General features: G+C 63.3%; 24 protein-coding genes and 1 tRNA gene. 11 read left to right on the forward strand and 14 right to left on the reverse strand.

Going from position 1 to position 25639, the window contains the following annotated elements:
• Positions 1 to 76 precede the first annotated feature (76 nt).
• The gene (acnA, locus tag GC146_RS05430; protein WP_291835417.1) at positions 77 to 2833 is read right to left on the reverse strand and encodes an aconitate hydratase AcnA; all 2757 of its coding nucleotides are present in this window, start codon (positions 2831 to 2833) and stop codon (positions 77 to 79) included.
• A 355-nt stretch (positions 2834 to 3188) separates the two neighbouring features.
• Between acnA and GC146_RS05435 the strand changes: the two genes are divergently transcribed.
• Positions 3189 to 3809 (forward strand): DUF1223 domain-containing protein, encoded by a 621-nt coding sequence (locus tag GC146_RS05435; protein ID WP_363241147.1) that lies wholly within the window; start codon positions 3189 to 3191, stop codon positions 3807 to 3809.
• Positions 3810 to 3815: 6 nt separating this feature from the next.
• Here GC146_RS05435 and GC146_RS05440 read toward each other — a convergent pair whose 3' ends face one another.
• From GC146_RS05440 to GC146_RS05450, 3 genes are all read right to left on the reverse strand, one after another.
• On the reverse strand, positions 3816 to 4724 hold the full coding sequence (locus GC146_RS05440; RefSeq protein ID WP_291835420.1) for a lauroyl acyltransferase: 909 nt from the start codon (positions 4722 to 4724) through the stop codon (positions 3816 to 3818).
• Between the two features lie 75 nt (positions 4725 to 4799).
• Positions 4800 to 5816 carry a FliG C-terminal domain-containing protein gene (locus GC146_RS05445; protein ID WP_291835423.1) on the reverse strand — a complete coding sequence of 339 codons (1017 nt, stop codon included), beginning with the start codon at positions 5814 to 5816 and terminating at the stop codon, positions 4800 to 4802.
• Positions 5817 to 5931: 115 nt separating this feature from the next.
• On the reverse strand, positions 5932 to 6474 hold the full coding sequence (locus GC146_RS05450; RefSeq protein ID WP_291835426.1) for an autoinducer binding domain-containing protein: 543 nt from the start codon (positions 6472 to 6474) through the stop codon (positions 5932 to 5934).
• A 127-nt stretch (positions 6475 to 6601) separates the two neighbouring features.
• Here GC146_RS05450 and GC146_RS05455 point away from each other — a divergent pair, with 127 nt between their 5' ends.
• Complete coding sequence (locus GC146_RS05455) at positions 6602 to 7210, forward strand: autoinducer binding domain-containing protein (RefSeq protein ID WP_291835429.1); 609 nt, start codon at positions 6602 to 6604, stop codon at positions 7208 to 7210.
• 116 nt (positions 7211 to 7326) lie between these two features.
• Positions 7327 to 7980, forward strand: a complete 654-nt coding sequence (locus GC146_RS05460; RefSeq protein WP_291835432.1) for an acyl-homoserine-lactone synthase — start codon at positions 7327 to 7329, stop codon at positions 7978 to 7980.
• Between the two features lie 66 nt (positions 7981 to 8046).
• Here the strand turns inward: GC146_RS05460 and purB are convergent, their stop codons facing one another.
• A complete protein-coding gene (gene purB / locus GC146_RS05465) occupies positions 8047 to 9351 on the reverse strand; it encodes an adenylosuccinate lyase (RefSeq protein ID WP_291835435.1) in 1305 nt (434 codons plus the stop codon).
• A gap of 81 nt (positions 9352 to 9432) precedes the next feature.
• Here purB and GC146_RS05470 point away from each other — a divergent pair, with 81 nt between their 5' ends.
• The gene (locus GC146_RS05470; RefSeq protein ID WP_363241112.1) at positions 9433 to 9855 is read left to right on the forward strand and encodes a DUF6314 family protein; all 423 of its coding nucleotides are present in this window, start codon (positions 9433 to 9435) and stop codon (positions 9853 to 9855) included.
• Between the two features lie 72 nt (positions 9856 to 9927).
• Positions 9928 to 10533 (forward strand): biotin transporter BioY, encoded by a 606-nt coding sequence (locus GC146_RS05475; RefSeq protein ID WP_291835438.1) that lies wholly within the window; start codon positions 9928 to 9930, stop codon positions 10531 to 10533.
• Positions 10534 to 10584: 51 nt separating this feature from the next.
• Here the strand turns inward: GC146_RS05475 and GC146_RS05480 are convergent, their stop codons facing one another.
• Both GC146_RS05480 and dddP read right to left on the reverse strand, forming a co-directional pair.
• The gene (locus tag GC146_RS05480; RefSeq protein WP_291835441.1) at positions 10585 to 11808 is read right to left on the reverse strand and encodes a bifunctional alpha/beta hydrolase/OsmC family protein; all 1224 of its coding nucleotides are present in this window, start codon (positions 11806 to 11808) and stop codon (positions 10585 to 10587) included.
• A 106-nt stretch (positions 11809 to 11914) separates the two neighbouring features.
• Positions 11915 to 13252 carry a dimethylsulfonioproprionate lyase DddP gene (gene dddP / locus GC146_RS05485; protein WP_291835443.1) on the reverse strand — a complete coding sequence of 446 codons (1338 nt, stop codon included), beginning with the start codon at positions 13250 to 13252 and terminating at the stop codon, positions 11915 to 11917.
• A gap of 115 nt (positions 13253 to 13367) precedes the next feature.
• Here dddP and GC146_RS05490 point away from each other — a divergent pair, with 115 nt between their 5' ends.
• Entirely contained in the window at positions 13368 to 14120 is a 753-nt protein-coding gene (locus GC146_RS05490) for a DUF3445 domain-containing protein (protein ID WP_291835446.1), read from the forward strand.
• On the opposite strand, the gene GC146_RS05495 is transcribed toward GC146_RS05490, so the two are convergent.
• From GC146_RS05495 to GC146_RS05505, 3 genes are all read right to left on the reverse strand, one after another.
• On the reverse strand, positions 14113 to 15189 hold the full coding sequence (locus tag GC146_RS05495) for a hypothetical protein (protein ID WP_291835449.1): 1077 nt from the start codon (positions 15187 to 15189) through the stop codon (positions 14113 to 14115). The genes GC146_RS05490 and GC146_RS05495 overlap by 8 nt on opposite strands.
• A gap of 470 nt (positions 15190 to 15659) precedes the next feature.
• The gene (gene glnA, locus GC146_RS05500; RefSeq protein ID WP_291835452.1) at positions 15660 to 17066 is read right to left on the reverse strand and encodes a type I glutamate--ammonia ligase; all 1407 of its coding nucleotides are present in this window, start codon (positions 17064 to 17066) and stop codon (positions 15660 to 15662) included.
• 39 nt (positions 17067 to 17105) lie between these two features.
• Positions 17106 to 17444 (reverse strand): P-II family nitrogen regulator, encoded by a 339-nt coding sequence (locus GC146_RS05505; RefSeq protein ID WP_291835454.1) that lies wholly within the window; start codon positions 17442 to 17444, stop codon positions 17106 to 17108.
• A 162-nt stretch (positions 17445 to 17606) separates the two neighbouring features.
• On the opposite strand from GC146_RS05505, the gene GC146_RS05510 reads away from it, so the two are divergent.
• Positions 17607 to 19232, forward strand: a complete 1626-nt coding sequence (locus GC146_RS05510; RefSeq protein WP_291835457.1) for an NAD(P)H-hydrate dehydratase — start codon at positions 17607 to 17609, stop codon at positions 19230 to 19232.
• Here GC146_RS05510 and GC146_RS05515 read toward each other — a convergent pair whose 3' ends face one another.
• On the reverse strand, positions 19233 to 19721 hold the full coding sequence (locus tag GC146_RS05515; RefSeq protein ID WP_291835460.1) for a Hint domain-containing protein: 489 nt from the start codon (positions 19719 to 19721) through the stop codon (positions 19233 to 19235).
• A gap of 192 nt (positions 19722 to 19913) precedes the next feature.
• On the opposite strand from GC146_RS05515, the gene GC146_RS05520 reads away from it, so the two are divergent.
• From GC146_RS05520 to GC146_RS05535, 4 genes are all read left to right on the forward strand, one after another.
• Positions 19914 to 19998: transfer RNA gene (locus GC146_RS05520), tRNA-Leu, on the forward strand.
• Between the two features lie 23 nt (positions 19999 to 20021).
• Complete coding sequence (gene tig, locus GC146_RS05525) at positions 20022 to 21353, forward strand: trigger factor (RefSeq protein ID WP_291835463.1); 1332 nt, start codon at positions 20022 to 20024, stop codon at positions 21351 to 21353.
• A 173-nt stretch (positions 21354 to 21526) separates the two neighbouring features.
• Positions 21527 to 22000, forward strand: coding sequence for a hypothetical protein (locus GC146_RS05530; protein WP_291835466.1), 474 nt, complete (start codon positions 21527 to 21529; stop codon positions 21998 to 22000).
• A 5-nt stretch (positions 22001 to 22005) separates the two neighbouring features.
• Positions 22006 to 22539 carry a hypothetical protein gene (locus GC146_RS05535; protein ID WP_291835470.1) on the forward strand — a complete coding sequence of 178 codons (534 nt, stop codon included), beginning with the start codon at positions 22006 to 22008 and terminating at the stop codon, positions 22537 to 22539.
• A gap of 167 nt (positions 22540 to 22706) precedes the next feature.
• Here the strand turns inward: GC146_RS05535 and GC146_RS05540 are convergent, their stop codons facing one another.
• The 3 genes from GC146_RS05540 to rpsR form a co-directional block, all read right to left on the reverse strand.
• Positions 22707 to 24665 carry a bifunctional 2',3'-cyclic-nucleotide 2'-phosphodiesterase/3'-nucleotidase gene (locus GC146_RS05540; RefSeq protein WP_291835473.1) on the reverse strand — a complete coding sequence of 653 codons (1959 nt, stop codon included), beginning with the start codon at positions 24663 to 24665 and terminating at the stop codon, positions 22707 to 22709.
• Positions 24666 to 24819: 154 nt separating this feature from the next.
• Positions 24820 to 25395: a 50S ribosomal protein L9 gene (gene rplI, locus GC146_RS05545; protein ID WP_291835475.1), complete on the reverse strand. Its 576-nt coding sequence runs from the start codon at positions 25393 to 25395 to the stop codon at positions 24820 to 24822.
• Between the two features lie 13 nt (positions 25396 to 25408).
• Positions 25409 to 25636 carry a 30S ribosomal protein S18 gene (rpsR, locus tag GC146_RS05550; protein ID WP_211644588.1) on the reverse strand — a complete coding sequence of 76 codons (228 nt, stop codon included), beginning with the start codon at positions 25634 to 25636 and terminating at the stop codon, positions 25409 to 25411.
• Positions 25637 to 25639: the final 3 nt, after the last annotated feature.

Here is a 25639-nt window from a genome sequence, read left to right on the forward strand (position 1 = left end):
ATTCACCCCCCGAGGATATTTGCAAGGCAAAGGCAGCCTTGGCGGGGCCGGCCGCTGGGCCAGCCCCCCGGGCGGCTCAGGCCGCCTTCGCGAGGTTGCGCAGGACGTAGTGCAGCACGCCACCGTTCTTGATGTAGTCGATCTCGACCGCGGTATCGATCCGGCACTTGAGCGTGATCGTCCTGGTGGTTCCGTCGGCGTAAGTGATGGTGCAGGGCACCTCGGCCAGCGGGGTGACGCTGTCGAGACCGTCGATGGCAACGCTTTCGTCGCCCTTGAGGTTCAGCGACTTGCGCGTGTCGCCGCCCGTGAACTCGAACGGGATGACGCCCATGCCGACGAGGTTGGAGCGGTGAATGCGCTCGAAGCTTTCGGCAATGACGGCCTTCACGCCCAGAAGCGCGGTTCCCTTGGCCGCCCAGTCGCGGCTTGAGCCGGCGCCGTATTCGATGCCGGCAAAGATCACCATCGGGGTGTCTTTCGATTCCCAGGCCATTGCCGCGTCGAAGATCGAGGTCTGCTGACCGTCCGGGCCGAGGGTGTAGCCGCCCTCGACGCCGTCCAGCATTTCGTTGCGGATGCGGATGTTGGCGAAGGTGCCGCGCATCATTACCTCGTGGTTGCCGCGGCGTGAGCCGTAGGAATTGAACTCGCGCACAGGCACCTGCCGATCCACAAGATAGCGGCCGGCGGGCGTGGTATCCTTGAACGAACCGGCAGGGCTGATGTGGTCCGTGGTGACCATGTCGCCCAGAATTGCAAGGATCCGGGCACCATCAATATTGCCGATCTTGCCTGCGTCCTTGTCCATGCCTTGAAAGTAGGGCGGGTTCTGGATGTAGGTCGAGGTCGGCGGCCAGTCATAGGTTTCGCCGGTGGAGGTTTCGACCGCCTGCCATTTCTCGTCGCCCTTGAAGACGTCGGCATACTTGGACTGGAACGCCTCGCGCGTCACGGTGGCGTGGACGAGATCGGCGATCTCCTTGTTGGTGGGCCAGATGTCCTTGAGATAGACCGGCTGACCATCCTTGCCCGTACCCAGCGGCTCGGTCGTGATGTCGATGTTCATGTCTCCGGCCAGCGCGTAGGCCACCACCAGCGGCGGTGAGGCGAGGTAGTTGGCGCGCACGTCGGGCGAGATGCGGCCCTCGAAGTTGCGGTTACCCGACAGCACCGAGACGGCGACAAGATCATTATCGGCGATCGACTTGGAGATTTCAGGCTGCAGCGGGCCGGAATTGCCGATGCAGGTGGTGCAGCCGTAGCCCACAAGGTTGAAGCCGATCGCGTCGAGGTCTTCCTGCAGACCGGCGGCCTCAAGATATTCCGAGACGACCTGAGAGCCGGGCGCGAGCGAGGTCTTGACCCAAGGTTTGCGGGTCAGGCCCAGCGCGCGCGCCTTGCGCGCAACGAGGCCGGCGCCGATCATCACGTAGGGGTTCGACGTGTTGGTGCAGGAGGTGATCGAGGCGATCACGACCGAGCCATCGCGCAGGGTGAAATCTTCGCCTGCAACCGTTCCGGACTTGCGCGCATCCGCGCCGTTTGTGGTCGTGGCAACCGGCCCTTCGTCAGCCATGTCCTTGGCCGCCTTGCCCGCATCGACGCCGCGATAGTCGCAGACAACGTTATAGAATGCTTCGGCGGCGCCGGTCAGCGGCAGGTAGTCCTGCGGCCGCTTCGGCCCCGAGATGGCCGGCACGATGGTGCCCATGTCCAGTTCCAGCGTCGAGGTGTAGACGGGCGCGTAATCTGCACCGCGCCACATGCCTTGGGCCTTGGCATAGGCCTCGACCAGCGCCACGCGCGCCTCGTCGCGGCCGGTCTGGCGCAGGTAGCGCAGGGTTTCGGCGTCGATCGGGAAGAAGCCGCAGGTGGCGCCGTATTCAGGGGCCATGTTGGCGATGGTGGCACGGTCGGCCAGCGGCAGGTGATCGAGGCCGTCGCCGTAGAATTCGACGAACTTGTTGACCACGCCGTGCTTGCGCAGCATCTGCACGACCTTCAGCACGAGGTCAGTCGCGGTGGTGCCTTCGACCATCGAACCGGTCAGCTTGAAGCCAACAACCTCGGGGATCAGCATCGAGACGGGCTGGCCCAGCATCGCTGCCTCGGCCTCGATCCCGCCGACGCCCCAGCCCAGCACGGCAAGGCCGTTGATCATGGTTGTGTGGCTGTCGGTGCCCACCAGCGTGTCGGGATAGGCCACCTCTTCGCCGTTCTGGTCGGTATCGGTCCAGATGGTTTGGGCGAGGTATTCAAGGTTGACCTGGTGGCAGATGCCGGTGCCGGGCGGCACGACGCGGAAATTGTTGAACGCGCCTTGGCCCCATTTCAGGAACTGGTAGCGTTCCATGTTGCGTTCGTATTCGCGGTCGACGTTCATCTGGAAGGCGCGGGGGTTGCCGAACTCGTCGATCATCACCGAGTGGTCGATGACGAGGTCAACGGGGTTGAGCGGGTTGATCTGCTGCGCGTCGCCGCCCAGTGCCTTGATCCCGTCGCGCATCGCGGCAAGGTCGACCACGGCAGGCACGCCGGTGAAGTCCTGCATCAGCACGCGGGCCGGGCGATAGGCGATCTCGCGCGGGTTCTTGCCGCCTTGCATGGCCCAGTCGGCAAAGGCGCGGATGTCGTCGGTCGAGACGGAGTGGCCGCCATCCTCGAATCGCAGCATGTTTTCCAGCACCACCTTGAGGCTGGCGGGCAGGCGCGAGAAATCGCCAAGGCCGGCGGCCTGAGCTGCGGGAATGGCGTAGTAGGCCAGTGTGGCGTCCCCGACCTTGAGGGTCGTGCGGGTCTTGACGGTGTCCTTGCCGACATTGATGGTCATGCGGATTTCCTTTGCGGTCGGATCAGCGGAGGTTGCGCCCGGTTCTGCCCGATGCGGTCTCTTCGATCAAGCTGGGTGGTTCGACGCGATGTATACCATTGCACACAATGCAGATCAAGGGCGTCCAAATCGCATTTCTCTCGCATATCCTTGATTGGTCATTACAACCGTGCTGGCCTAGACCAGTAGGGTGAAAAAGGGATGGAGACGGTGACTGGCACCGGCGCCAACCCCGGGCCAAGAGGTGACGGTGGCTGTGACGAAGAGGTTGATCGGGGTGTTTAAGGATGTGGCGCTGGCGCTTGGCGTCGCGGTTTTGACGTCACAGGCTGCGCAAGCACAGAACGGGCCTGTCGTGGTTGAACTTTACACGTCGCAAGGGTGCTCTTCGTGTCCGCCTGCCGATGACCTGTTGCGCCAGATGGCGTCACGCGACGACGTTATCGCGTTGGCTCTTCATGTTGATTACTGGGATTACATCGGCTGGAAGGATGCCTTTGGTAGTCCGGCATTCACCGCACGGCAGCATCGCTACGCGCTCGCCGCCAATTCGCGGATGGTATATACACCACAATTCATCATTTCTGGCGTGGCCCGGATCGAGGGCGCGCGGACGATGGACCTGATGGACGGCATTCGTGCCCAGGCAGGAATCGATACCGGGATCACCGTGCGGGCGACCCGTGCGGGAGGACAAATTCACATTGTTGCGCAAAGCGCAGGCCCCTTGTCGCAAGCGGTTCTGGTGCAGCTTGTGCGCTACTTGCCGCAGGAAACCGTTTCGATCACCCGCGGCGAGAACGAGGGGCGCACCCTGACTTATGCCAATATCGTGACGGATTGGGATACGTTGGGCCAGTGGACTGGGCAGGCGCCCTTCACCACCGACGTGAAAGCCGAGGACTCGCGCGGCGTCGTCGTGATCGTGCAGCAACCGGGGCCGGGGCCGATCCTTGCGGCCGCGCGTCTGCAATAGGCTCGCTCAGGGCTTCCAGCGACGGTGAATCCAGAACCATTGCTCGGGGTTGCGGGCAATACGAGCTTCGAGCCGACGAGTCATTTCCGTGGTCATGGTCAATGGATCGGAATGCGCAATTGGCCGTTCGATCTCGATCTCGAACGAGAGGCCGTCAGGTTGGCGGGTGCCGAAATAGGGCACCAGCAGCGCATCGAATTTCAACGCGAAGTCGGCAGCGGAGGTCGAGGTGAGGGCGGGTTTGCCGAGGAAAGGGATGCGCGGCGACTTGATGACGCGCACGTCAAAAAGAATGGTCGCCATGCCGCCCGATTTCAGGTGGCGCGCAAAACCGAATGTGCCCTTGTGGCCCTGCGGAAAAACCGGTCCGCTGGTCTCGGTCATGCTGCGGGCGTAGTGGGCATTGAAAAAGCGGTTCCGCGCCGGGCGGTAAAGGCCGCCGATCCGGTACCCGCGCGCGGTCAGCGCCTGACGCGGCGCTTCGTAATTGCCGAAATGGCCGGTCACGAAGATGACGGGCCGGCCGGCGGCGCGGGCCTCTTCCACGGCGGCCAGCCCTTCCCCCTTGATCGGCGTGCCCGCGAGGTGGCGGCCAAAATCGCGCCAGGAATAGTTCTCGATCAGGGTGCGGCCGAAATTGTCGCAGACCGCGTCGGCGATGCGGCGGCGTTCGGAGGCGGGCATGTCGGGGTGGATCATCGCAAGGTTCGCCTCGGCCCTGCGGCGGTATCCAAGTGCCGGTCCGATCACGCGACGCAGGACCGCGCCCATGGCCGTCACGCGCGTGCGGTAGGGTAGGGCAAGGATCGCACCGATCAGCCCGCGCAGCGCAAGGTTCGACAGCCAGTCGGCGGCGGTGCCAAGGCCGTTGCGAAGGCTGGTCAGGGTGGCGGGGGGCGCGGGGCGCGGGGCCATGGGCGGTCCTTGTAGCAGCCTTCGCGATATATCGCGGGCACCTGCATGCGGCAACCCGCTGGACGCCTCACGCGCTCAGCCGGCGTCGGCGCTCGCGTCGTCCTCGGGCGTGTTGAGGGTGATCTCGCGCGTATCGGCAAGCTCGCGGATAGCGGCGACAACGGCCCCTTGCGCGGCCTCGCCATCGGCCGGGCGAACCTTTCCCTTCTCGGCAATGCCGTCGCGCAGTTGTTCGGCCATGCGTTTGGAGAGGCCCGCCAGAAGGAATTCGGCAACGGGCGCGGTGGCGGGCATGGCGAAAGCGGCGGCAAGCGCGGTGACCAGATCGGCTTCGTCCACAGCGCGGAGCGCGCGGGGGACGTCGCCCTGTGCCAGCCTTGCAGGAATATCGAGAAACGTAAAAATCGCGCGACGCACCTGTTCGGCAAAGGCGGCATCGGTCTGGCCCAGCCCCTCAAGGACGTCCTCGCGGGTTGCGGCGCTGGACGAATTGAGGATTGCACCGAGCCGTTGGTCGGGCGGGTGGCCAAAAACCGGCGCGGCGCCGACGCCGAAGGTTTCGGCAAGGCACTGTCCGATAAGGTTCACCCGTTCGGGCGGGACCTTGGCGACGCGCGATATCGCGTAGGCGATGCGCCGCGCGCGCTCCCCGGGCATGAGTGCCAGAACGGCCGCAGCCTTGGACACCGGTAGTTTTGCCATTGCTATTGCGCAAACCTCGACCGCCTCGGCCTGCAACGGTGCGACAAGATCGGCCGGTTCGAGGGCGGCAAGGCCGCGCCACGGATCCTCTGGTTCAGTCTTGCCGGCCTCGCGCCGGAGCTGGGCCAGCGCCTCTGGGCTGATCTGGTCGCCCAGCGCGTCCAGAACACCCTCCATCCCGCCTGCATCGGAGATTGCCAGCCCGTCAAGTTCCGCGAGGAATTCCTGTGCAATGGTCATCAAGGTGCCTCGGTCGACCTTGCGCAGCGCGGCAAGCTCGCGCGTGAGTGCCAGTTGCAGGTCTTGGGGCAGGCCGGTCAGGGTGATCTTCTGGCCGGCGCTGATCAGGAGTTGCAGTACGACGGCGGCCTTGCGCCGACGGGTCAGCATGGCCCGGCCGTTCCCTGGCGCGGGAGGTACGTCTGGCGCTGGCTGAGGCGGGCTGATGGTGGTCATGCGGTCCCTGCGTAGGGGCGCAGTCAACCGCAAAGAAGTGAACGCAGGGTTACTTCTTGTCGGGTTTCTTCAGACCAGCGTCCGGGGAGGGATCCTGTGTGGCCTGGTCGGAATGGGTGAAACGCACCGAAAGCTGCCGCAGTCTTTCACGATCAGCGGGGTCCGACAGGTTGTTGCGCGCGGTCCATTCGTGCAGCCGAGTGGTATCGGTCGCGTAGGCCGCGATTTCCTCATCGGTGAATTCGCGGCTTGCATGGGCATATCCCGAAACGCTACGAGTGCCGCCGCCCTCGCACGCGAATGCCACGCCGTAGTTCATGCCGTAGTCCTTCGCACGGCTCAGCACACCGGCGGGATCGTTGGCAGCAAGATCCGACCAGCGGATCCAGCCGGTATTGGCAAAGCACCAGGCCACGATCGGATCCTGCAGAACCATTCCGCTTTCGGAATAGACCTTGCGCCAGCCCGAAGGATAAGTTTGGAATATGAAATCCGATGCAGTGTAATTTATATGAAACGCCAAGGCAAAGCCGACGGGTGTCCGCTCGTGTAGATCGAGAAGGAGGGATTCGATCCTTGAATAGTCCGACATCCTTGAGCCCCCATGGCTGGCGTTCGCTGCAGAGTCATCTTATCTTTGGCATTATGCAATAGAGCGGGTTATGGGGTCGACCTCAACACCCAAGGCGACGTCGCGACTGTTTCAATCGGGGTAAGAGATGACTGGGCAACTCGGGCCGCAAGACCTGCCCATACTCGCCAAGGCTGGATACTACCTTGCGCTGCGTGTCGGTTTCGCGTTCCCGCTTGAGGAGATTAACGCGCTGCCTTCGGCTTGGGTCGAGCTCTACACGGCCGAGCGTCTGATGTTGCAGGATCCGGTGATTCGCTGGGTCTATACCAACACCGGGACGATTCGCTGGAGCGAGATTTGCGATGACGATCCAGGCGACGTCATGCGTAAGGCGCGCGAATTTGGCATGCGCTATGGCCTCTGTGTGGCGGTTTCCGACCCGGTTGACGAAGGTCAGCGCTCTTTCGGGTCATTCGCGCGGCCCGACCGCGAATTCATGGATGACGAGATCAATCTGCTAAGCGATTTCGTCGCGCGCACCCATCGTGCGAAGGCCCCCCCCACCAATGTGACCCTCGCGGAAATCGAGGCGCTGCGCATGGTCAAACAGGGCAAGCGCTTGAAGGAAATCGCGTATCAGCTTGGCGTGTCAGAAGGCGCGGTCAAGCAGCGGCTGAAAAACGCCAAGCTGAAGCTGGGTGCGAAGACAGGCGCGCAGGCCGCCGCATTGGCCAGCCAGTTCGGCCTGATCTGATATCTCACGCCTTCCTGCTGTGGCAGAATTGGACCCGTCACCAAGACGGCGTCGGCTTTGGATTAACAATCGTAAGATTCCGGAGCTAAATGGATTCGCCATAAAGGAGAGTGCACATGGAACTGATAACCTTTGAATTGCTTGACCAATACCGCTACGGCGCGGCCTTCGTCGACTACCTGCGACTGCGCAAGCGGTTCTTTGTCGATGGCCTGCACTGGGGCATTCCGCATGACGCCCGAGTCGAGATGGACCAGTATGACAACCCGCAAGCCTATTATTCGCTGGTTTTGCGGGATGGCGAGGTGATTGCCGGGGCAAGGATGTTGCCCACCACGGCCACATGGGGCGAGCATAGCTATATGCTGCGCGATGCCTGCCTTGGCCGGTTGTCGAGCATTCCGGCAGAACTTGCTGGCGGCGATCTGCGGACCGAGAAGGTGTGGGAGTGCACCCGTCTGGTGATCTCCGACAAGGTGACTGGCATGGAGGACCGCACGCGGTGTCTCGACCTGATCGTCGAGGGGCTTGCCGAAGTGGCCGAGGCGCAGGGCGGAGAGCGGCTGATGTCGCTGTCGAACCTGTGGTTGCTGCGGTCCTTGCGCAAGCTGGGGTATGATGCGGAGCTTATGGGGGCGCCCTATGTCAACGCCGATGACGGGCACAAATACGCCGTGATGGCGATCCCGGTCACGCGCAGCCTGCCTGTCATGCCGCAGCCGACACACCGTCCACAGCCGATGCCGTTGCACGCACCGTCGATGGTCTGAACCGGCGGGTCATGCCTGCATGTCGTGCCGTGCGCCCCGAAGCGGGCGCGCGGGTGGAGGGGGCATTCAAGCGCCGAAGACGCGGCCGAAGATCGTGTCGACGTGCTTGGTGTGGTAGCCGAGGTCGAATTTTTCGGCGACCTCGGCCGGCGAAAGAGCCGCTGTCACCTCGGGATCGGCCAGAAGCTCGGACTGGAAGTCCGCGCCGCGCTCCCAGACCTTCATCGCGTTGCGCTGGACGAGGCGATAGGCATCCTCGCGACTGACACCCTTTTGCGTCAGGGCCAGCAGCACTCGCTGGCTCATGACCAACCCTTTGAACTGGTTGAGGTTGCGCAGCATGTTCTCGGGGTGCACGACGAGGTTTTCGACCAGCCCTGCCAGCCGGTGCAGCGCGAAATCGAGGGTGATGGTGGCGTCCGGCGCGATGGCGCGTTCGACCGAGGAATGGCTGATGTCGCGCTCGTGCCAAAGCGCCACGTTCTCCAAAGCTGGCGTGACTGCTCCGCGCACGAGGCGGGCAAGGCCTGTCAGGTTCTCGCTGAGGACCGGGTTGCGCTTGTGCGGCATCGCGCTCGATCCCTTCTGGCCGGGCGAGAAGTATTCCTCGGCCTCCAGCACCTCGGTGCGCTGCATGTGGCGGATCTCGATCGCGATGTTCTCGATGCTGCTGGCGATCACGCCCAGCGTGGCGAAGAACATCGCGTGGCGGTCGCGCGGGATGACCTGCGTGCTGATCGGCTCGGGTCGCAGGCCCAGCATCTTGCAGACATGCTCTTCCACCGCCGGGTCGATGTTGGCGAAGGTGCCCACCGCGCCCGAGATCGCGCCGGTGGCCACTTCCCATTTGGCCTTTTCCAGCCGGTTCTTGTTGCGGTCCATCTCGGCGTAGAAGCGCGCGAAGGTCAGGCCCATCGTCGTGGGTTCGGCATGAATGCCGTGGCTGCGGCCGATGCGCAGGGTCATCTTGTGCTCGTAGGCGCGTTTTTTCAGCGCGGCCAGCACGCGGTCCAGCGCGGTCAGCAGCAAGTCGGCCGCGCGGACCAGTTGCACGTTAAGCGCGGTGTCGAGCACGTCGGACGAGGTCATGCCCTGGTGAACGAACCGGGCCTCTTCAGCGCCGATATGCTCGGCCAGGTGGGTCAGGAAGGCGATGACGTCATGCTTGGTCACCGCCTCGATCTCGTCGATGCGGGCCACGTCGAAGGTCACGTCCTTGGCCCTCCAGACGGCTTTGGCGTTTTCCTTGGGGATCACGCCGAGGGCAGCCTGCGCGTCGCAGGCATGGGCCTCGATCTCGTACCAGATGCGGAACTTGGTCTCGGGCGACCAGATGGCGACCATCTCGGGGCGGGAATAGCGGGGGATCATGGCCGTCACCTTTACAGTTGGGTTCGCGGACTGGGCGCGTCATAAGGCGGCAGGCGTCCGGTCACAAGACGGCGGGTGGAGATGATGCTGGGACGTGACGATTTCGCGGGGCGGTGGCGACTGGAGCGGCGGATCGACGACCGCCTTAGCGGGCAGGAGGGCCGGTTGAGTGGCGAAGCAATGCTGACGCCCGAGGGTGACGATGCATTGGCCTATGCCGAAATGGGGCAACTGCGCCTTGGCGGCGGTCCGCCGATGGAGGCTGTTCGGCGTTATCGCTGGGTTTTTGGACCGACCGGGGTGTCTGTCAGTTTCGACGACGGGCGCCCGTTCCACCGTTTCGTGCCGGAAGGCCACATCGCCGGGACCGATCATCCCTGCGGCGCCGACCTGTACCGCGTGCGCTACGATTTTACGCGATGGCCGCGCTGGCAGGCGGTCTGGGAGGTGCGTGGTCCGCGCAAGGACTACGTTTCGGTCTCGCACTATTCCCCGATTGGCTGAGCCCTTGCGCGCAAGGCAGGCCTCGGGCAAACATTGCCGGAACGTTACAACAAGACAGGGGAGATGTGCGGCATGGCCCTCACGCTCGACGACAAGGTACTGACCGAGGCTTTCGGCGCGACAAGCGGCGCGGGCCTGCGGATCCGGCAGGCAGTGCTGGTGGTGGCGGGGATCGTCCTGCTGACGGTGATGGCACAGATCAAGGTGCCCGTACCGGGATCTCCGGTTGCAATCAACATGGGCACGTTCGCAGTGCTGACCATCGGCGCGGCTTATGGCGCGCGGCTGGGACTAGCGACGATCCTTGGCTACATGCTGATCGGTGCCCTCGGCTTTGACGTGTTCCAAAGCTCCACCGCTGATCTCAACGGAATTGCCTACATGACCGGCAGCACTGGCGGTTACCTGCTGGGCTACGTTCTGGCGACGGTGACACTTGGAATGCTGGCCCGGCGTGGCTGGGACCGGTCGGTGGCATGGATGGCGCTGGCGATGCTGATCGGCAACGCCATCATCTATGTGCCGGGCCTGCTTTGGCTTGGGCAGCTTTACGGGTGGGAGAAACCGATCCTCGCTTGGGGGCTGACGCCGTTCCTGGTTGGTGACGCCATCAAGCTGGCGCTGGCGGCCCTCCTGCTGCCCGGCGCGTGGAAGCTGGTGGGCAACGCCCGGGCGTAAGGCGACGCAAAGATTGACAGGGGGCGCGAGGGGCAACCTTCGCGCCCTTTTTCATGTCAGGGTTTCTGCCAGTTCGGTGACGATCTCGCTGCGGCGGGCCAGCGTTTCATGCACCGGGCATTTGTCGGCAATCTCGCGCAGGCGAGCGCGTTGGTCGGTGCTGAGGTTGCCCTGCAGCCGGATCACCCGGCGAAAGCTGTCGATCTTGGGCGTGCCGGGGCCGCCTGCATCCTGCGCGTGCATCTTGTCATGACTGACCTCGACACTGAGGCCGGTCAAGGGCCAGCCCTTGCGACGTGCATAAAGGCGGATCGTCATCGATGTGCAGGCGCCAAGCCCGGCAGCCAGAAGGCCATAGGGCGAAAGCCCCCGGTTGGTGCCGCCATAGGCGAGCGGCTCGTCAGCCTGCAAGTGGTGGAACGGGCCCGATTGCACGTCTTGCAGAAAGCCGGTCGGGTTTACCTCGGTCACCCTGACGATGCCCTCGGGCACCCCGGGGGGCGGCGCCGGCGGAGTCAGCGCGAGATACCGTCCGGCCCATGTGGCGATGATGTCAGCGGCATACTCGGCGTCGGCCGCGCGGGTCAGCAGGTGATCGGCATCGTCGAGGGTGACAAAGCTCTTGGGGTGCCGTGCCGCCATGAAGATCTGGCTGGCATTGTCGATCCCGACCACAGCGTCACGCGGGGCGTGCATCACCAGAAGGGCCGCGTGAAGCCGGGCAATGGCGGGGCCGAGTTCGGCCGCGTCCACGTCGCGCAAGAAGTCGCGCCCGATGCGGAAGGGCCGCCCGCCAAGGTCAACCTCCGCCAGTCCTTCGGCTTCGATCCGGGTCAGGGCGGGGGCGAAGGCGCGGGTGACGTGGGACGGCTCGAACGGTGCGCCGATGGTTGCGACGGCGCGGATGCCGGGCATGTCGGGCGCGGCGCGCAGGACGGCCGCCCCGCCCAGGGAATGACCGATCAGCAGCGAGGGTGCTATGCCGCGGGAAGCCAGTGCCGCGGCGGCGGCGTGCAGGTCGGCCACGTTCGAGGAAAGAGTGGTGTTGGCAAACTCGCCCCCCGAATGGCCTAGCCCGGTGAAATCGAACCGCAACACGGCAATGCCCATGCCGGCCAGCCGCGACGCGATGCGCCGGGCAGCGGCAATGTCCTTGCCGCAGGTGAAACAGTGGGCGAAAAGGGCGGTCGCCAGAAGCGGGCCGTCGGGCAGGTCTAGCCGGGCGGCCAGCATCGCACCGGAGTGACCGGGGAAAGTCAGTTTTTCGGACGGCATGGGCGTTCCTTTCGGCAATGGGGCAAGCCTGCCTGTGCGGCGGTATTGCCTCAAGGCAGATGCGGGACGCCTCACCGCAAGGTGTTGTGGGTTACAGACCCCGCGTTTAGCCCATCAGTGCCGGGTCGAACGGATAGGCCGTCAGATTCTCGTGCCCGGTCTCGGTGATGATCACCTGATCTTCGAGCTTGATCGAGAAATCGCCGCCCTCGGGGCTGATCAGCGCCTCGACGCAAAGGCACATGCCGGGTTCGAGCACGTAGTCGAAGGCGCCCGGCACCATCTGATCGGGATAGGCGATGAGCGGCCATTCGTCGCAAAGGCCCACGCCGTGCATCATGCAGCCGTATTTCAGCTTTTGATACTTCGCGGGCAGGCGGTGGCAGTTTTGCGAGAGCTCCGTCATCGACACCCCGGGGCGCAGCATGGCCATGTTCTGTCGGATATGTTCGACACCAATCTGCATTGCTTCGGTCATGTCCGGGCGCGGTTTGGCATCGCCGATCCACCACGTCCTGCTGATGTCAACGCAGATGCCGTAGGCACCGACAAGGTCGGTATCCAGGGCCACGATCTCGTTGTTCTGGACGATGCGGGGGCCGCATTCCTGAAACCACGGGTTCGTCCGCGGGCCGGAAGAGAGAAGGCGGGTTTCAATCCATTCGCCGCCGCGGCGAATATTCTCGGCATGAAGGACGGCCCAGATGTCGTTCTCGCTCATGTCGCCGCGTGGCACGCCCTCGCGCGCCGCACGCTCCATCTCGGCGACGGCGATCTCGCAGGCGGCAGAGGCACAGCGCATCGCCAGAATCTCGTCGGGGCCTTTGACCGCGCGGGCTTTTTCGGTCAGTTCCTCGCCGGGAATGACATTGAATCCGCGCGCCTCGAGCGCGCGCAGTCCGTGGATCATGACCTTGTCGACGCCAAGACGCATGTTGCCGTCGGAATGGGCGCGGATCAGGTCATGAACCTGGGCCGAGAATTCATCCGCCGCAGGGCCAATCTTGTCGCCCCGGTCGAAATAGAAGAGGTCTGCGCCAGAGCGTTGTTCGCGCACCAGCGGATTGAAGGTGCTGAGAAACATCGCGTTCTTGTAGTCCCAGATCACCATGTAGCCGTCGGCGCATACGAGGCAGGCGCGAAAGGCGTTGTGGGTGTTCCACAACTGCATGTTGGTCGAATCGGTGGCGTAACGGATGTTGAGCGGGTCGAACATCAGGACGCCACCATAGCCGCGGGCATTGACCGCATCCACAAGACGGCGATGGCGGAAGGCGCGCATGGCGGTCAGGTCGGGCGGGATCAGGCCCAGCGTGGCCCATTCTTGCAGGGCCAGTGCCGTTGGTCCGATTTCCAGCCGGTCATTATCGTTGGGGCTGCCATCGGCAAGGGTGGCCCCGCGGGTCGGGTCGATCTTGCGGCGGTCGCGATAGTGGGTATCCATGGCGCATCCTTGGCGGGCGATGCGCGATGCTGACGCCGGGTGCGGGCCGATGTCAGGTCTGGAATCGACACGCGCTTGTGCGCTTTGACCACTTGCGCTGAAGGAGGGCGCTCGCATGCAGCCGGAACCGATCCTGCAAGGCATGATCCCCGCCACACAGCGCGAGACTGCGCAGGCCCGTCTGCCCAGCATGCGGCCAGTGGCCCCGGGGGAATTGCTCCGGGTCGACGAGGCCTACGCGGCTCAGTTGGCAGAAAAGGCGCGGCTGATTGCCACTCGGCCCGGGGATGTGATGGCGCTGATGCCCGGGGCAGAAGCGGCGGCGCGCGAGGCATTGGCGGTGGTCCTGCAGGCCATCGCCGAACGAACGGATTTCAGCAGTGATGGCGCAGCGATCCTTTGCCCGGACGGCCGGCATGTCGTTCCCGACGACACGGCACCGCTGCAGAGCCTTTCACGGCTGGTACAGGAGGATGTCTGCCTGTTGATGCCCGGGCCCGACGGGGTGCCCGTGCTGACGGGCGCGCTGCTGTGTTTTCCGGCCGCGTGGACCTTGGCGGAAAAACTGGGTCGGCCGCTGGGAGCAATCCATACGCCGGTGCCCAGCTACGACACGAACATCGCCGCGCGGGTCGAGCGCCTGTTCGCCGGGTTGCGGCCCGGCATGGCGCTTTGGCGCGCGAACCTTCTGCGCTACGACGATCCGGCGCTGTACCAGCCCCATGCCGAGGCCCGGCCGCGCCCGGTGGGGCGGCCCGAAAGCCGCTATGAACGCAGCGAGCGGCAGACGCTTGTGCGTCTGCCGCTATCGGGCGCTGTGATGTTCATGATTCACACCACGGTTTGTGCGGTGCCGCCTTTCAGGTGATGAAGGGCAGGGCGATGCTGCCGATCGGCGTATGGGTCAGGCCAAGGATGATGCCTGTCAGCGCCATCGCACGGCCAACAAGGTTCATGTCCTCACGGCCAAGCACGCTGTAGGTCATCATCGTGGCGCCCACTGGCAGCGCGGCCACCAAGAGCGTCGTGTTCATCGCATAGATCGCGAGGCGGTGCGGGATCGAACCCTTTTCCGTTTCGCCATCGGGCAGCGGCGCATAGAGGGCGTCGCGGACCAGAACGCCGATCAGGTGATCTGGTGTCGGATCTGCCTCGGGCACTTCGGCGACCTGCTGTTTGCGGAATGCGTAGGCAGGGGGTCGTGCATCGCGGCGGTGGTCGGCGTTCATCGCGGGATGAGTCGGCCGGATCGGGCGCGGCAACTCGTCGATCCGCAGCGGGTGATAATCCTGATGGCGGCGACGGTATTCCTCGTTGGCACGTTCGTCGAGCTTGTCCAGCAACGCATCGGGATCCTCGGCGTGACGTTCCCAGTGCGGCGCGGCGGCAGCGCGGGTCTCGCTCGATTGCGGCTCTTCGACAGCGGCGGTTTCGACGCTGGTCTCGGCCGCATTTTCCTCGGTCTCGATCTTGTCGGCCTTGGCTTCAGGCGTCGCAACGGGGACGGTGGCCCAGATCGTGTCGACGATGGCATCACACAGATCCTCGTCGAAGGCCTGGTCGCGTTCGAACCACACGGCCCGGTCGGCGGGGTAAAGCATTTCGATCCGCTGCAGCAGGCTCTGACAGAAGGCGCGGCGGTTGGCGAAGAGGGCCCCCTTGCCGTCACGGTCGAGCGGGCTGCCCACCGAGATCACAAAGCAATTGCCAGTCGTGTCACCGGCAGGCGAAGGCAGTGCCGTACTCCAGCAAAGGCAGATGCGTACGTCTTCAGTTTCGAAGCTGAAGAAGTCTTCGTACGAACTGTGATTGGTGACGGAGGCTCCCGAGATCTGGGAAAGCGCGTCATGGAATTCTGCGACAATCCGGTCGAAGGGAAGATCGACATCGGACGTGTAGCACAGCGCGGCAACGATGCTTTGGGCGGTGTTGGTCATGGCGAACCTCGTCGTTTCGATGCAACCATAGGGTACCTCAATAATGTTCGTGGTTGGCAGGGATTGTGATCATTTCGAGGATAAATTTCCGGGATTATGTCCAAGGCTGGGCAGGTAATCCGACGAATTTCAGGGTATTTTTGCACAAGCGGGGACAATGGCCGCGGCGGCACCGCCGTCTGGTTTCCGGAACGGCGGCAGTCCAAAGAATCGTTTTGATTCGCATAAGTAGTGCGACGGGACTGCGACGCGCCCGCAGTCCGACAGGTGACTGAGGCTTTCAGCGTCTGCGCGACGATCCCTAGAGCCGGCCCGATCAAGGGGGCAGAGGTGATCGGGCGGTCACCTGATCGTTTTCGATCTCACGACACTGGGGTAAGAATCGCGGCATTGTTCCTGCCGACATGTATCGCGCCAACGAAAAAGGGCGCCCGCTGGGGCGCCCTTGTCGTCTTGGCCGGCTGTGCCGTTCAGCAGCTATAGTAGAGCTGGTACTCGACCGGGTGCGGCGTATGCTCGTAGGCATAAACCTCTTCCCATTTCAGAGCCATGTAGCCTTCCAACTGGTCCTTGGTGAACACGTCACCGGCCAGCAGGAACTCGTGATCGGCCTCCAGTTCGGTCAGCGCCTCGCGCAGCGAGCCGCAGACGGTCGGGATCGCGGCCAGTTCCTCGGGCGGCAGATCGTAGAGGTCCTTGTCCGAAGACGGGCCCGGGTCGATCTTGTTCTTGATGCCGTCGAGGCCAGCCATCAGCAGGGCCGAGAAGGCGAGGTAGGGGTTGGCCGACGGATCGGGGAAGCGGGCCTCGATACGCTTGGCTTTCGGGCTTTCGGCCCACGGAATGCGCACGCAGCCCGACCGGTTGCGGGCCGAGTAGGCGCGCAGCACCGGCGCTTCGAAGCCGGGGATCAGCCGCTTGTAGCTGTTGGTCGAAGGGTTGGTGATGGCGTTGAGCGCCTTGGCGTGCTTGAGGATGCCGCCGATGAAATACAGCGCCTCCTGGCTGAGGTCGGCATACTTGTCGCCGGCGAAGAGCGGTTTGCCTTCCTTCCAGATCGACATGTTGACGTGCATGCCGGTGCCGTTGTCGCCCTTGATTGGCTTGGGCATGAAAGTGACGGTCTTGCCGTAGGCTTGCGCCACGTTGTGGATGACGTACTTGTATTTCTGGATCGCATCGGCCTGGGCGGTGAGGCTGCCGAAGATCAGGCCAAGCTCGTGCTGGCAGGAGGCCACTTCGTGGTGGTGCTTGTCCACCTTCATGCCCATCCGCTTCATCGTCGAGAGCATTTCGCCGCGCATGTCCTGCGCGTCATCAACGGGGTTCACCGGGAAATAGCCGCCCTTGACGCCGGGGCGGTGGCCAGTGTTGCCCATTTCGTATTCGGTATCCGTGTTCCATGCGCCGTCAAGCGCATCGACCTGATAGCTTACCTTGTTCATGGTCACGGCGAAGCGGACATCGTCGAAGACGAAGAACTCGGCCTCGGGGCCGAAATAGGACGTGTCGCCGATGCCGGAGGCCTTGAGGTAGGCCTCGGCTTTGAGCGCGGTACCGCGCGGGTCGCGGTCATAGGGTTCCATCGTGTCGGGCTCGACGACGTTGCAGTGCAGGCAGATCGTCTTTTCGGCATAGAACGGGTCGACATAGGCGCTGGCGGCGTCGGGCATCAGCTTCATGTCGGACTGATCAATCGACTTCCAACCGGCAATGGACGAGCCGTCGAACATAAAGCCTTCGTCGAAGAAATCCTCATCGACGAGGTCGGAAACGAGGGTCACGTGCTGCAGCTTGCCACGTGGATCGGTAAAGCGGACGTCGACATATTCGATGTCGTCGTCCTTGATCATTTTGACTACGTCCTTGGGGGTCATCAGATGAGGTCCTCTTTCAGTGATGAGTCGTGCGAGGGATCAGAGCGCGTCGTCGCCCGATTCCCCGGTGCGGATACGGATCGCCTGTTCGACGGGCGAAACGAAGATCTTGCCGTCGCCGATCTTGTCGGTCTTGGCGGCCGCGATGATGGCGGCGATGGCGGCGTCGATCTGGTCGTCGGCCAGAACGACCTCGATCTTCACCTTGGGTAGGAAATCGACGACGTATTCGGCGCCTCGATAAAGCTCGGTATGGCCCTTCTGGCGGCCGAAACCCTTAACTTCGACAACCGACAGGCCCTGGACGCCAGCGTCTTGCAACGCTTCCTTGACCTCGTCGAGCTTGAACGGCTTGATGATCGCCTCGATCTTTTTCATCGCTGCCGTACTCCTTGCCGAGAAATATACTGCTTCGTGTCACATCATCTTCGTCCGGGAGGGACAATCGGACAGCTGGAATGGCCGGGCGGGCCAAGGTCGAAACAATGAGAGTAGATTAAATTTTGTGCAGTATGCCTGCAGAGATGGCAGTTTGAAAACATGGATCGACAAAAGGGGGCCGGGATGCGGGCCGAACTGCTGACATCCGCCCAGATGCGCGCTGTCGAGCAGGCGGCGATTGAGTGCGGCGCCGCGAGCGGTCTGGACCTGATGGAGCGGGCGGGGCGCCGCGTGGTCCAAGCGGTCTTTGCCCAATGGCCGGAACTGGCTGCGGTTCCGCAGAGCGCCATTGTCTTGTGTGGCCCGGGAAACAACGGCGGCGACGGGTTCGTGATCGCGCGGTTGCTGAAGGATTGGGGTTGGGAGGTGGAGCTGCACCTTTACGGCGATCCTGAAAAGTTGCCGATGGACGCGAGGGCAAATTTCGATCGCTGGTGCGGGATGGGATCTGTCCGGCCTTGGGATGACGCGGTCATCGCGTCACGGCTTGGCGATTTCGTCGAGAGCCGGCCAGAGACTCTTGCGCATCAGCTTGTGGTTGATGCGCTTTTCGGGACGGGCATGGACCGCAGCATGCCAGAAGATACGCGGCTGACCCGGCACGCCTGCGAGGCAACCGTGCTGCAAATTTCCCAAACAGACCGTCCAAAGGTCGTCGCTGTCGACGTGCCAAGCGGGCTTTGCGCGGATTCCGGCGCCAATTTCGGAGCATTCCCGGCCGACCTGACGGTCACATTCCACAAACCCAGGCGCGGACACTACCTTTTGCGCGATGGACGTTTTGGCGGCGGGCCGGGCCTTTCGGGGCGGTTGCGGGTTGTCGATATCGGGCTGCCGGTTGCCGATGGGCAGGGCGACGTGGCACTGGCGGTACCGGACCTTGCCCAACTGGCCAAGGCACCGCTTGCGCACAAATACGGGCATGGCCATGCGGTGATCGTGTCGGGGGGCGTGGGGCACGGGGGCGCGGCACGGCTGGCGGCGCGGGGGGCGCTTCGGATCGGGGCGGGTCTTGTCACGCTGTGCTGTCCGGCAGCGGCCTTGGCCGAGAACGCCGCGCAATTGACGGCCATCATGCTGCGCAAGGTCGACGATGCCGCCGGCCTGACCCGCATGCTGGAGGATGAGCGCATCAATGCACTTTGCCTTGGTCCCGGCCTGGGGATCGAAAGAGCGCGCGCGCTGGTGCCCGTAGCACTGGCGGCGAAGCGCGCGACGGTGCTGGACGCGGATGCGCTGACCGCTTTTGCAGAGGCGCCCGAAGAACTTCTGGCGCAGCTTCATCCGGACTGTGTTCTGACGCCGCATGGTGGCGAATTCGCGCGACTTTTCCCTGATATTGCCGCAAGGCTGGCCGCCGCACTGAAGCGCGGGCCGATCTATTCCAAGGTAGATGCGGCGCGCGCGGCGGCGGCGAGGGCAGGCTGCGTGGTGCTTTTGAAGGGGCCGGACACAGTCATTGCCTCCCCGGACGGGCAATGTCGCATCAGTGCTGCATGCTTTGATCGCGCTGCACCGTGGCTGGCGACGGCAGGAGCGGGTGACGTGCTGGCGGGGTTCATCGTTGGCTTGCTGGCGCGCGGATTTGACCCCGTGAGCGCAGCAGAGACGGCGGCTGTGCTGCATGTTGACTGCGCACGACGGTTCGGGCCGGGGCTGATCGCCGAGGACCTGCCCGAAGAATTGCCGAAAGTGTTACAGGCGCTTTTGCCGCCCGGGACCTGATCAGTCCTCGGTTGTACCGGGTGCGCCTGCAAGAGGCCCAACTTCGAGACCGGCAACATAGATGACGTGCGGCCGCTCGAAACCAAGCTCGTAAACTGTCACCTCTGCCTCGGCGCCCTGCACGATGTTCTTGCCATCGACAAGACGTTCGGCCGGAACCAGCGCGGCACTGAGCCCCGTCAGTTCTGTCGCGCGCCAGTCACGCAGAAGGATGCAACTTTCGGGAAGAACCGTTACATCCGTCTCGGGGCGGTTCGGGCCTAGGGCCCCGGCCTTGATGTGGATCGGGGCCACGCTCATCGCACCCATGCAATGGCTGCGTAGAACGGTCATGCCGCTGTCGCGCGAGATGATCCTGTCGCCCGAAGCCAGCCCGTCGGCCTTGCGCTCGCCGTCGAGGGTCAGCACCGGGGTGCCGCCGATAACATAAAGCGCATGCGCTGCGCCGGTGACCGGCCCGTAGGCCGGAACGAAGGTTGTAATCTGCATGGCGGTTTCCGCTCTTGCTGTGACTGCCTCAATAGATGAGTAGTCATTATGGCAAAATTGTTGCGCTGTCGCGTTCTAAATTCGTCCGCTGCAGGGGCGCTTGCAGGGCGTTTTCCACTCGCATCCTTGCCGGGGCTTTGCTAGAACCCGGCGCAACTCGGGGGTAGGTGTGTCCTGCCCCCCTTTAAACATGCGGGTGTGGCGAAATTGGCAGACGCACCAGATTTAGGTTCTGGCGCCGCAAGGCGTGGGGGTTCAAGTCCCTCCACCCGCACCACGTGAACAGGAAAAGGACATCCCATGCAGGTCACCGAGACCCTCAACGACGGCCTCAAGCGGGCCTATGCGATTACCGTCACCGCCTCGGAGCTTGACGACAAGGTCAAGCAGAAGCTGGTCGAAGCCCAGCCCGAGATCGAGATGAAGGGTTTCCGCAAGGGCAAGGTGCCGATGGCACTGCTGAAGAAACAGTTCGGCCAGCGCCTGATGGGCGAGGCGATGCAGGAGGCCATTGACAGTGCGGTCAACGAGCATCTGACCACTTCGGGTGATCGTCCGGCGGCGCAGCCGCAGATGAAGATGACCAACGAAGACTGGAAAGAAGGCGACGACGTGCAGGTCGAGGTCAGCTACGAGACGCTGCCCGACGTGCCCGAGGTTGATTTCTCCGCCGTCAAGCTGGAGCGGATGGTGGTCAAGGCCGACGAGGCAGCGGTGACCGAGGCGCTGGAGCAATTGGCAACGAGCGCGCAGAGCTTTGCCGACCGTCCAGCCAACCAGAAAGCCAAGGATGGCGACCAGGTGGTGTTGGATTTCGTCGGCAAGGTCGACGGCGAGGCCTTCGAAGGCGGCGCAGCGGAGGATTACCCGCTGGTTCTCGGCTCGAACTCGTTCATTCCGGGATTTGAGGAAGGTCTGGTCGGCGTGAAGGCCGGCGATGAAAAGGATGTCGAGGTTACCTTCCCGGAGAACTACCAGGCCCAGAACCTTGCCGGTAAGGCCGCGGTGTTCTCGTGCAAGATCAAGGCGGTCAAAAAGCCGGTTCCGGCCAAGATCGACGATGAACTGGCCAAGCAGTACGGTGCCGATGATCTGGCCGCGTTGAAGGCGCAGATCACCGAGCGGCTGGAAGCCGAATATTCCGGAGCCGCGCGCGCGGTCGCCAAGCGCACGCTTCTGGACACTCTGGACAAGCTGGTGTCGTTCGAACTGCCGTCGAGCCTTGTCGAGGCTGAAGCGGGTCAGATCGCCCACCAGCTGTGGCACGAGGAACATGCCGACGAGCATGGCCATGACCATCCGGAAATCGAGCCGACGCCCGAGCATGTTGCGCTGGCTGAACGCCGCGTGAAACTGGGCCTGCTGCTGGCCGATATCGGACAGAAGGCCGAGGTGAAGGTCACCGATGCCGAGATGACGCAGGCCGTGATGAACCAGGCTCGGCAGTATCCGGGGCAGGAGCGGCAGTTCTTCGAGTTCGTTCAGCAGAACGCCCAGTTCCGCCAACAGCTTCAAGCGCCGCTTTTCGAAGACAAGGTGGTGGACCACGTCTTCGGCCTTGCCAATGTGACCGAGAAAGAGGTTGGCAAGGAAGATCTGCAGAAGGCTGTCGAGTCGCTCGAAGAAGAGTGAGTCACGTTCCTGTCTGATTCGCGACCCGAGGGGGCGTGGTATTGTGCCACGCCCCCTTTTTCATGCGTTGCTGCCCTCTGCCCACCTATCCAAAAAGATTGAGAAACAAGTTTGTCATAAGCGCCTTTTTGCGTATCGTGACCTCGTGAATTGACAAACGGGGGGATTGACCCATGCGACAACTTTTTCTGGCACTTTTTGCGATGTTTGGCTTGGCAACCTCGGTTGCAGCCTGTCCTGACTATAATCAGTACGGCGACACGTATCAGGCGACCGGCTATCAGCTTCGGACACCCCGTCTGTTCAATGTTACGGCTGGTGGTGACAGCTATATCTGGAATTGCCCCAACGTGCGCCCGCGGACCGACCGTGGCGCGGGCTATTTTCCGACACCCCCCGATTTCAGCTTCGACTTGTCGGGCATGGGTGGCTACCAGTTGGTTATCAGCGTTCGCAGCAACTGCGACGCGGCACTTCTGATCAACACCGGGTCGGCCAACTGGTATTACGACGATGACGACAACGGCAATCAGGACCCCCGCATCGTGCTGACTCGCCCGTCCAACGGCTGGCTGGATGTCTGGATCGGCACCTATGACGGGAATTATTGCGACGCGCAGTTGCGGATGGAAACCTTCCCGCGCTGACTGTGATGCCGCACGACTATACTTTAAGAGCCGGGCAGGGCGCTGCCCGGTTTTGCCTTTTGTTCAGAGTGATTGCGGGTTTCGTGTTCGCCTTGGTTCTTGGCGCGGGCGCCGCTGCAGCGTGTCCCGATGACAGGGTGTCGGGCCAGGTACTGGAAGTTGATGGCGAAACCCTTCTGACGCCACAAGAGTTTGACATCGTCGCGGGCGGCGACGCGGCACTGTCTGATTGCCCTGGAATGGGGATGCAAGGTGCGGCGGGCGTTGCGGGCCTCTTCCGAACCGCCCCTGATTTCACGCTCAATCTGGCGAAAATGAACGAATACAGCCTTGCCGTGAGTGTCAAAAGTCATTGTGACACGATGCTGCTGATCTCCGGACCAACGATGTCCCCCTATTTCGACGATGACGACAATGGCGACTTGAACCCTCGTATCGTGCTGACGCGGGTGCCTGACGGCTATGTCAATGTCTGGGTCGGCACGATCGACGGTGCCGCTTGCGACGCCAGACTGCGTTTGCAGACGTCACTTCGGTAGCGCGCGGCGCAGGGGCACCAAGTTCGCGCGCCTGACGGGAGTGGGACGACGACGGACCTCTGGCCGACACAGTTCCGCGTTACTGTGGTCGGGCCTTCCACAAAAAACAGGGCCGCCCCCCGGTGAGGGGAGGCGGCCCGCGACTTTCCTTGTTCGTGGGGGGGTGATCAGAGCGTGATGCGGAAACGGGCGAAGCCGTTCTCGCCATCGCCCGCCGGGGCGATCTGCACGCCTTTCACGTCGCCCGCGTATTGCGCGCCCTTCGGTCCGCTGTCGAAGACCACGGTGGTGCCGGGCAGGGGGGCGAAAGTCCAGTTGCCATCGGCCTTTGGGTCGATCGACTTCTGTTCGACGATGTAGCGCACGATCACATCGCGGTTGGTATCGGGCGCGACATAGATGATGGTCGAGCCGTCAGCGCCCGGGAAGTTGCCGCCGCCGCCAGCGCGGTAGTTGTTGGTGGCCACCACGAACTCTGCCGCCGGGTCGATCGGCTTGCCGTCATACATCAGGTCGACGATGCGGCTGGCGTCGGGATTGGCCAGCTTGCCGTCCTTGTCGAACTTCGAAGGCTGGCTGACGTCGATCTTGTAGGTGACGCCGTCGATGATATCGAAGTTGTAGCTGGGGAAATCGGGGTTCAGCAGCGGCTGGTCCGACCCGCCGGGGCTGACCTGGTTGAACATGCCGGCCGAGCGTTCCAGCCAGTCCTTGACCTGCGCGCCGGTGATCTTCACCGCGCGCACGGTGTTGGGATAGAGGTAGAGGTCGGCCACGTTCTTGATCGCGACGGGGCCGGCGGGGACATCGGTGTAGTAATCCGGGCCGCCGCGGCCGCCGGCCTTGAACGGGGCCGCGGCCGACAGCAGCGGCAGTCCGGCATATTTGGAGTTGGCGAGGATCTGCTTCATGTACCAGACCTGCGCGTCCGAGACGATCTGGACCGAGGGATCGTCGGCCACCAGCGCGAAGTAGCTGTAAAGCGGTGCCTTGGTTTCGCCCACGGGACGGCGGACATAGGCCAGCGTCGCCTCGTGATCGGCCTTGGCTGCCTCTTCCACGCGGGACACGTCCGAGACGAGCGCGGTGATCGAGCGGTCCTCGTTACGCTTGTAGATCGGGCGCGCCTCGACCATGTGATCGGCCACTTTCCAGCCGTCGGCGGTCTGTTCCAGCATCAGGTCCACAAGGCCCATGTGGCTGCCCCAGAAGCCGCCCATCACGGCGGGCTTGCCCATGATCGTGCCGGCATCGGCATCGACACCCTCGGCACCCTTGAAATCGGGGCCGGGGAAGACGAGGTGCTGGTGCCCGGTCAGAAGCGCGTCGATCCCTTCGACCGCGGCCAGCGGAACGGCGGCGTTTTCCAGCCCTTCGGTGAAACTGGCCTGCCCGATGCCGGTATGGGCCAGCGCGATGATGATGTCGGCGCCGGCCTCTTTCATCTGCGGGACCCACGCGCGGGCGGTCTCGACGATGTCGCGGGTCTGCACCTTGCCGGTCAGGTTGGCGCTGTCCCAGACCATGATCTGCGGCGGCACGAAGCCGATCAGGCCGATCTTGACCTGGTGTTCGGCCCCGGCGCCATCGGTGATGGTCTTGGTCACGATGGTGTAAGGTTTCAGCAGAGTCTTGTCGGCGGTGGGCGTCGCCCCCATTTCGGTGACGACGTTGGCACTGACGACGGGGAAGTTGGCACCGGCCAGCGCCTTCATCAGGAAGTCGAGGCCATAGTTGAACTCGTGGTTGCCGAGCGTCGACGCCTCGTAGCCCAGCGTGTTCATCGCAGCGATGATCGGGTGGACGGTGCTGCCGTCGAGACCCTTTTCATAGGCCATGTAATCGCCCATCGGCGTGCCTTGCAGGAAGTCGCCGTTGTCGATCAGGAAGGTATTGGTCGCCTCGGCGCGGATCGAATCGATCAGCGCGGCGGTGCGGGCCAGACCGACGGTGTCGGAGGCGCGGTCGGCGTAATAGTCCCAAGGGAAAACGTTGACGTGGATGTCGGTGGTTTCGAGGATGCGCAGATGCGCCTGGTTCGCGGCAGCGCGGGCCGAGAACGGGTGCAGCGCGATGAAGCCAGCAGTCGAGGCGATGAAACCGCGGCGGGTCAGTCGGAAGTTCATGGGTCGTCCCCTGGTATGAGTGGATGGGAGCAGCTTATGCCCGAATTGTAACGGGCATTCAGACATTCTGAACAGCAGGGACGTTGGGCGGCTTTTCGCCACAAAAAAGGGCCGTCCCGAAGGACGGCCCCTAATCTTGGTGCAGAAGCCGACCTTAGAGGTCTTCGTCGCCCTGAGCGCTTCCGATCTCGTCAAAGAGCTCGGCAATCTCGAATTCGGCGGCGGCTTCGGCTTCGGCGGCGAGGTCTTGGATCGACTTGCCGGAAGCCTGAATCTCGGCCTCTTCGGTCGAGCGGGCCACGTTGAGCCGGATAGTTACTGTCACCTCGGGGTGAAGAACCACGTCGACATCGTGCAGGCCGAGTTCCTTGATCGGGGCGTTCAGCACGACCTGACGCTTGTCGACCGAAAAGCCGCCTTCGGTCGCGGCATCGGCCACGTCACGCGTAGTGACGGAGCCGTAAAGCGCACCACCGTCCGACGCAGAGCGGATGATGACGAAGCTTTGCCCGTCCAGCGTGGTGGCCAGCGATTCGGCCTCGCGGCGGGTTTCGAGGTTGCGCGCTTCGAGTTGGGCCTTCTCGGCCTCGAAGCGGGCGATGTTGGCCTGGTTGACACGCAGCGCTTTGCCCTGCGGCAGCAGGTAATTTCGAGCGTAGCCGTCCTTGACCTTCACGACTTCGCCCATCTGGCCAAGCTTGGCCACGCGTTCCAGAAGAATGACGTCCATTGCGGTGTCTCCCTTACTTGACGGCGTAGGGCAGCAGCGCAAGGAACCGCGCGCGCTTGATCGCCTGGGCGAGCTTGCGCTGGTTCTTGGCGCCGACGGCGGTGATGCGGGCCGGCACGATCTTGCCACGCTCGGAGATGTAGCGCTGCAGGGTGCGGGTGTCTTTGTAGTCGATCGCCGGGGCGTTATCGCCCTCAAACGGATCGGACTTGCGGCGACGGAAAAACGGTTTGGTTGCCATCTG

The sequence above is a fragment of the Limimaricola sp. genome, from assembly GCF_016125575.1.
GTDB lineage: Bacteria > Pseudomonadota > Alphaproteobacteria > Rhodobacterales > Rhodobacteraceae > WGLM01.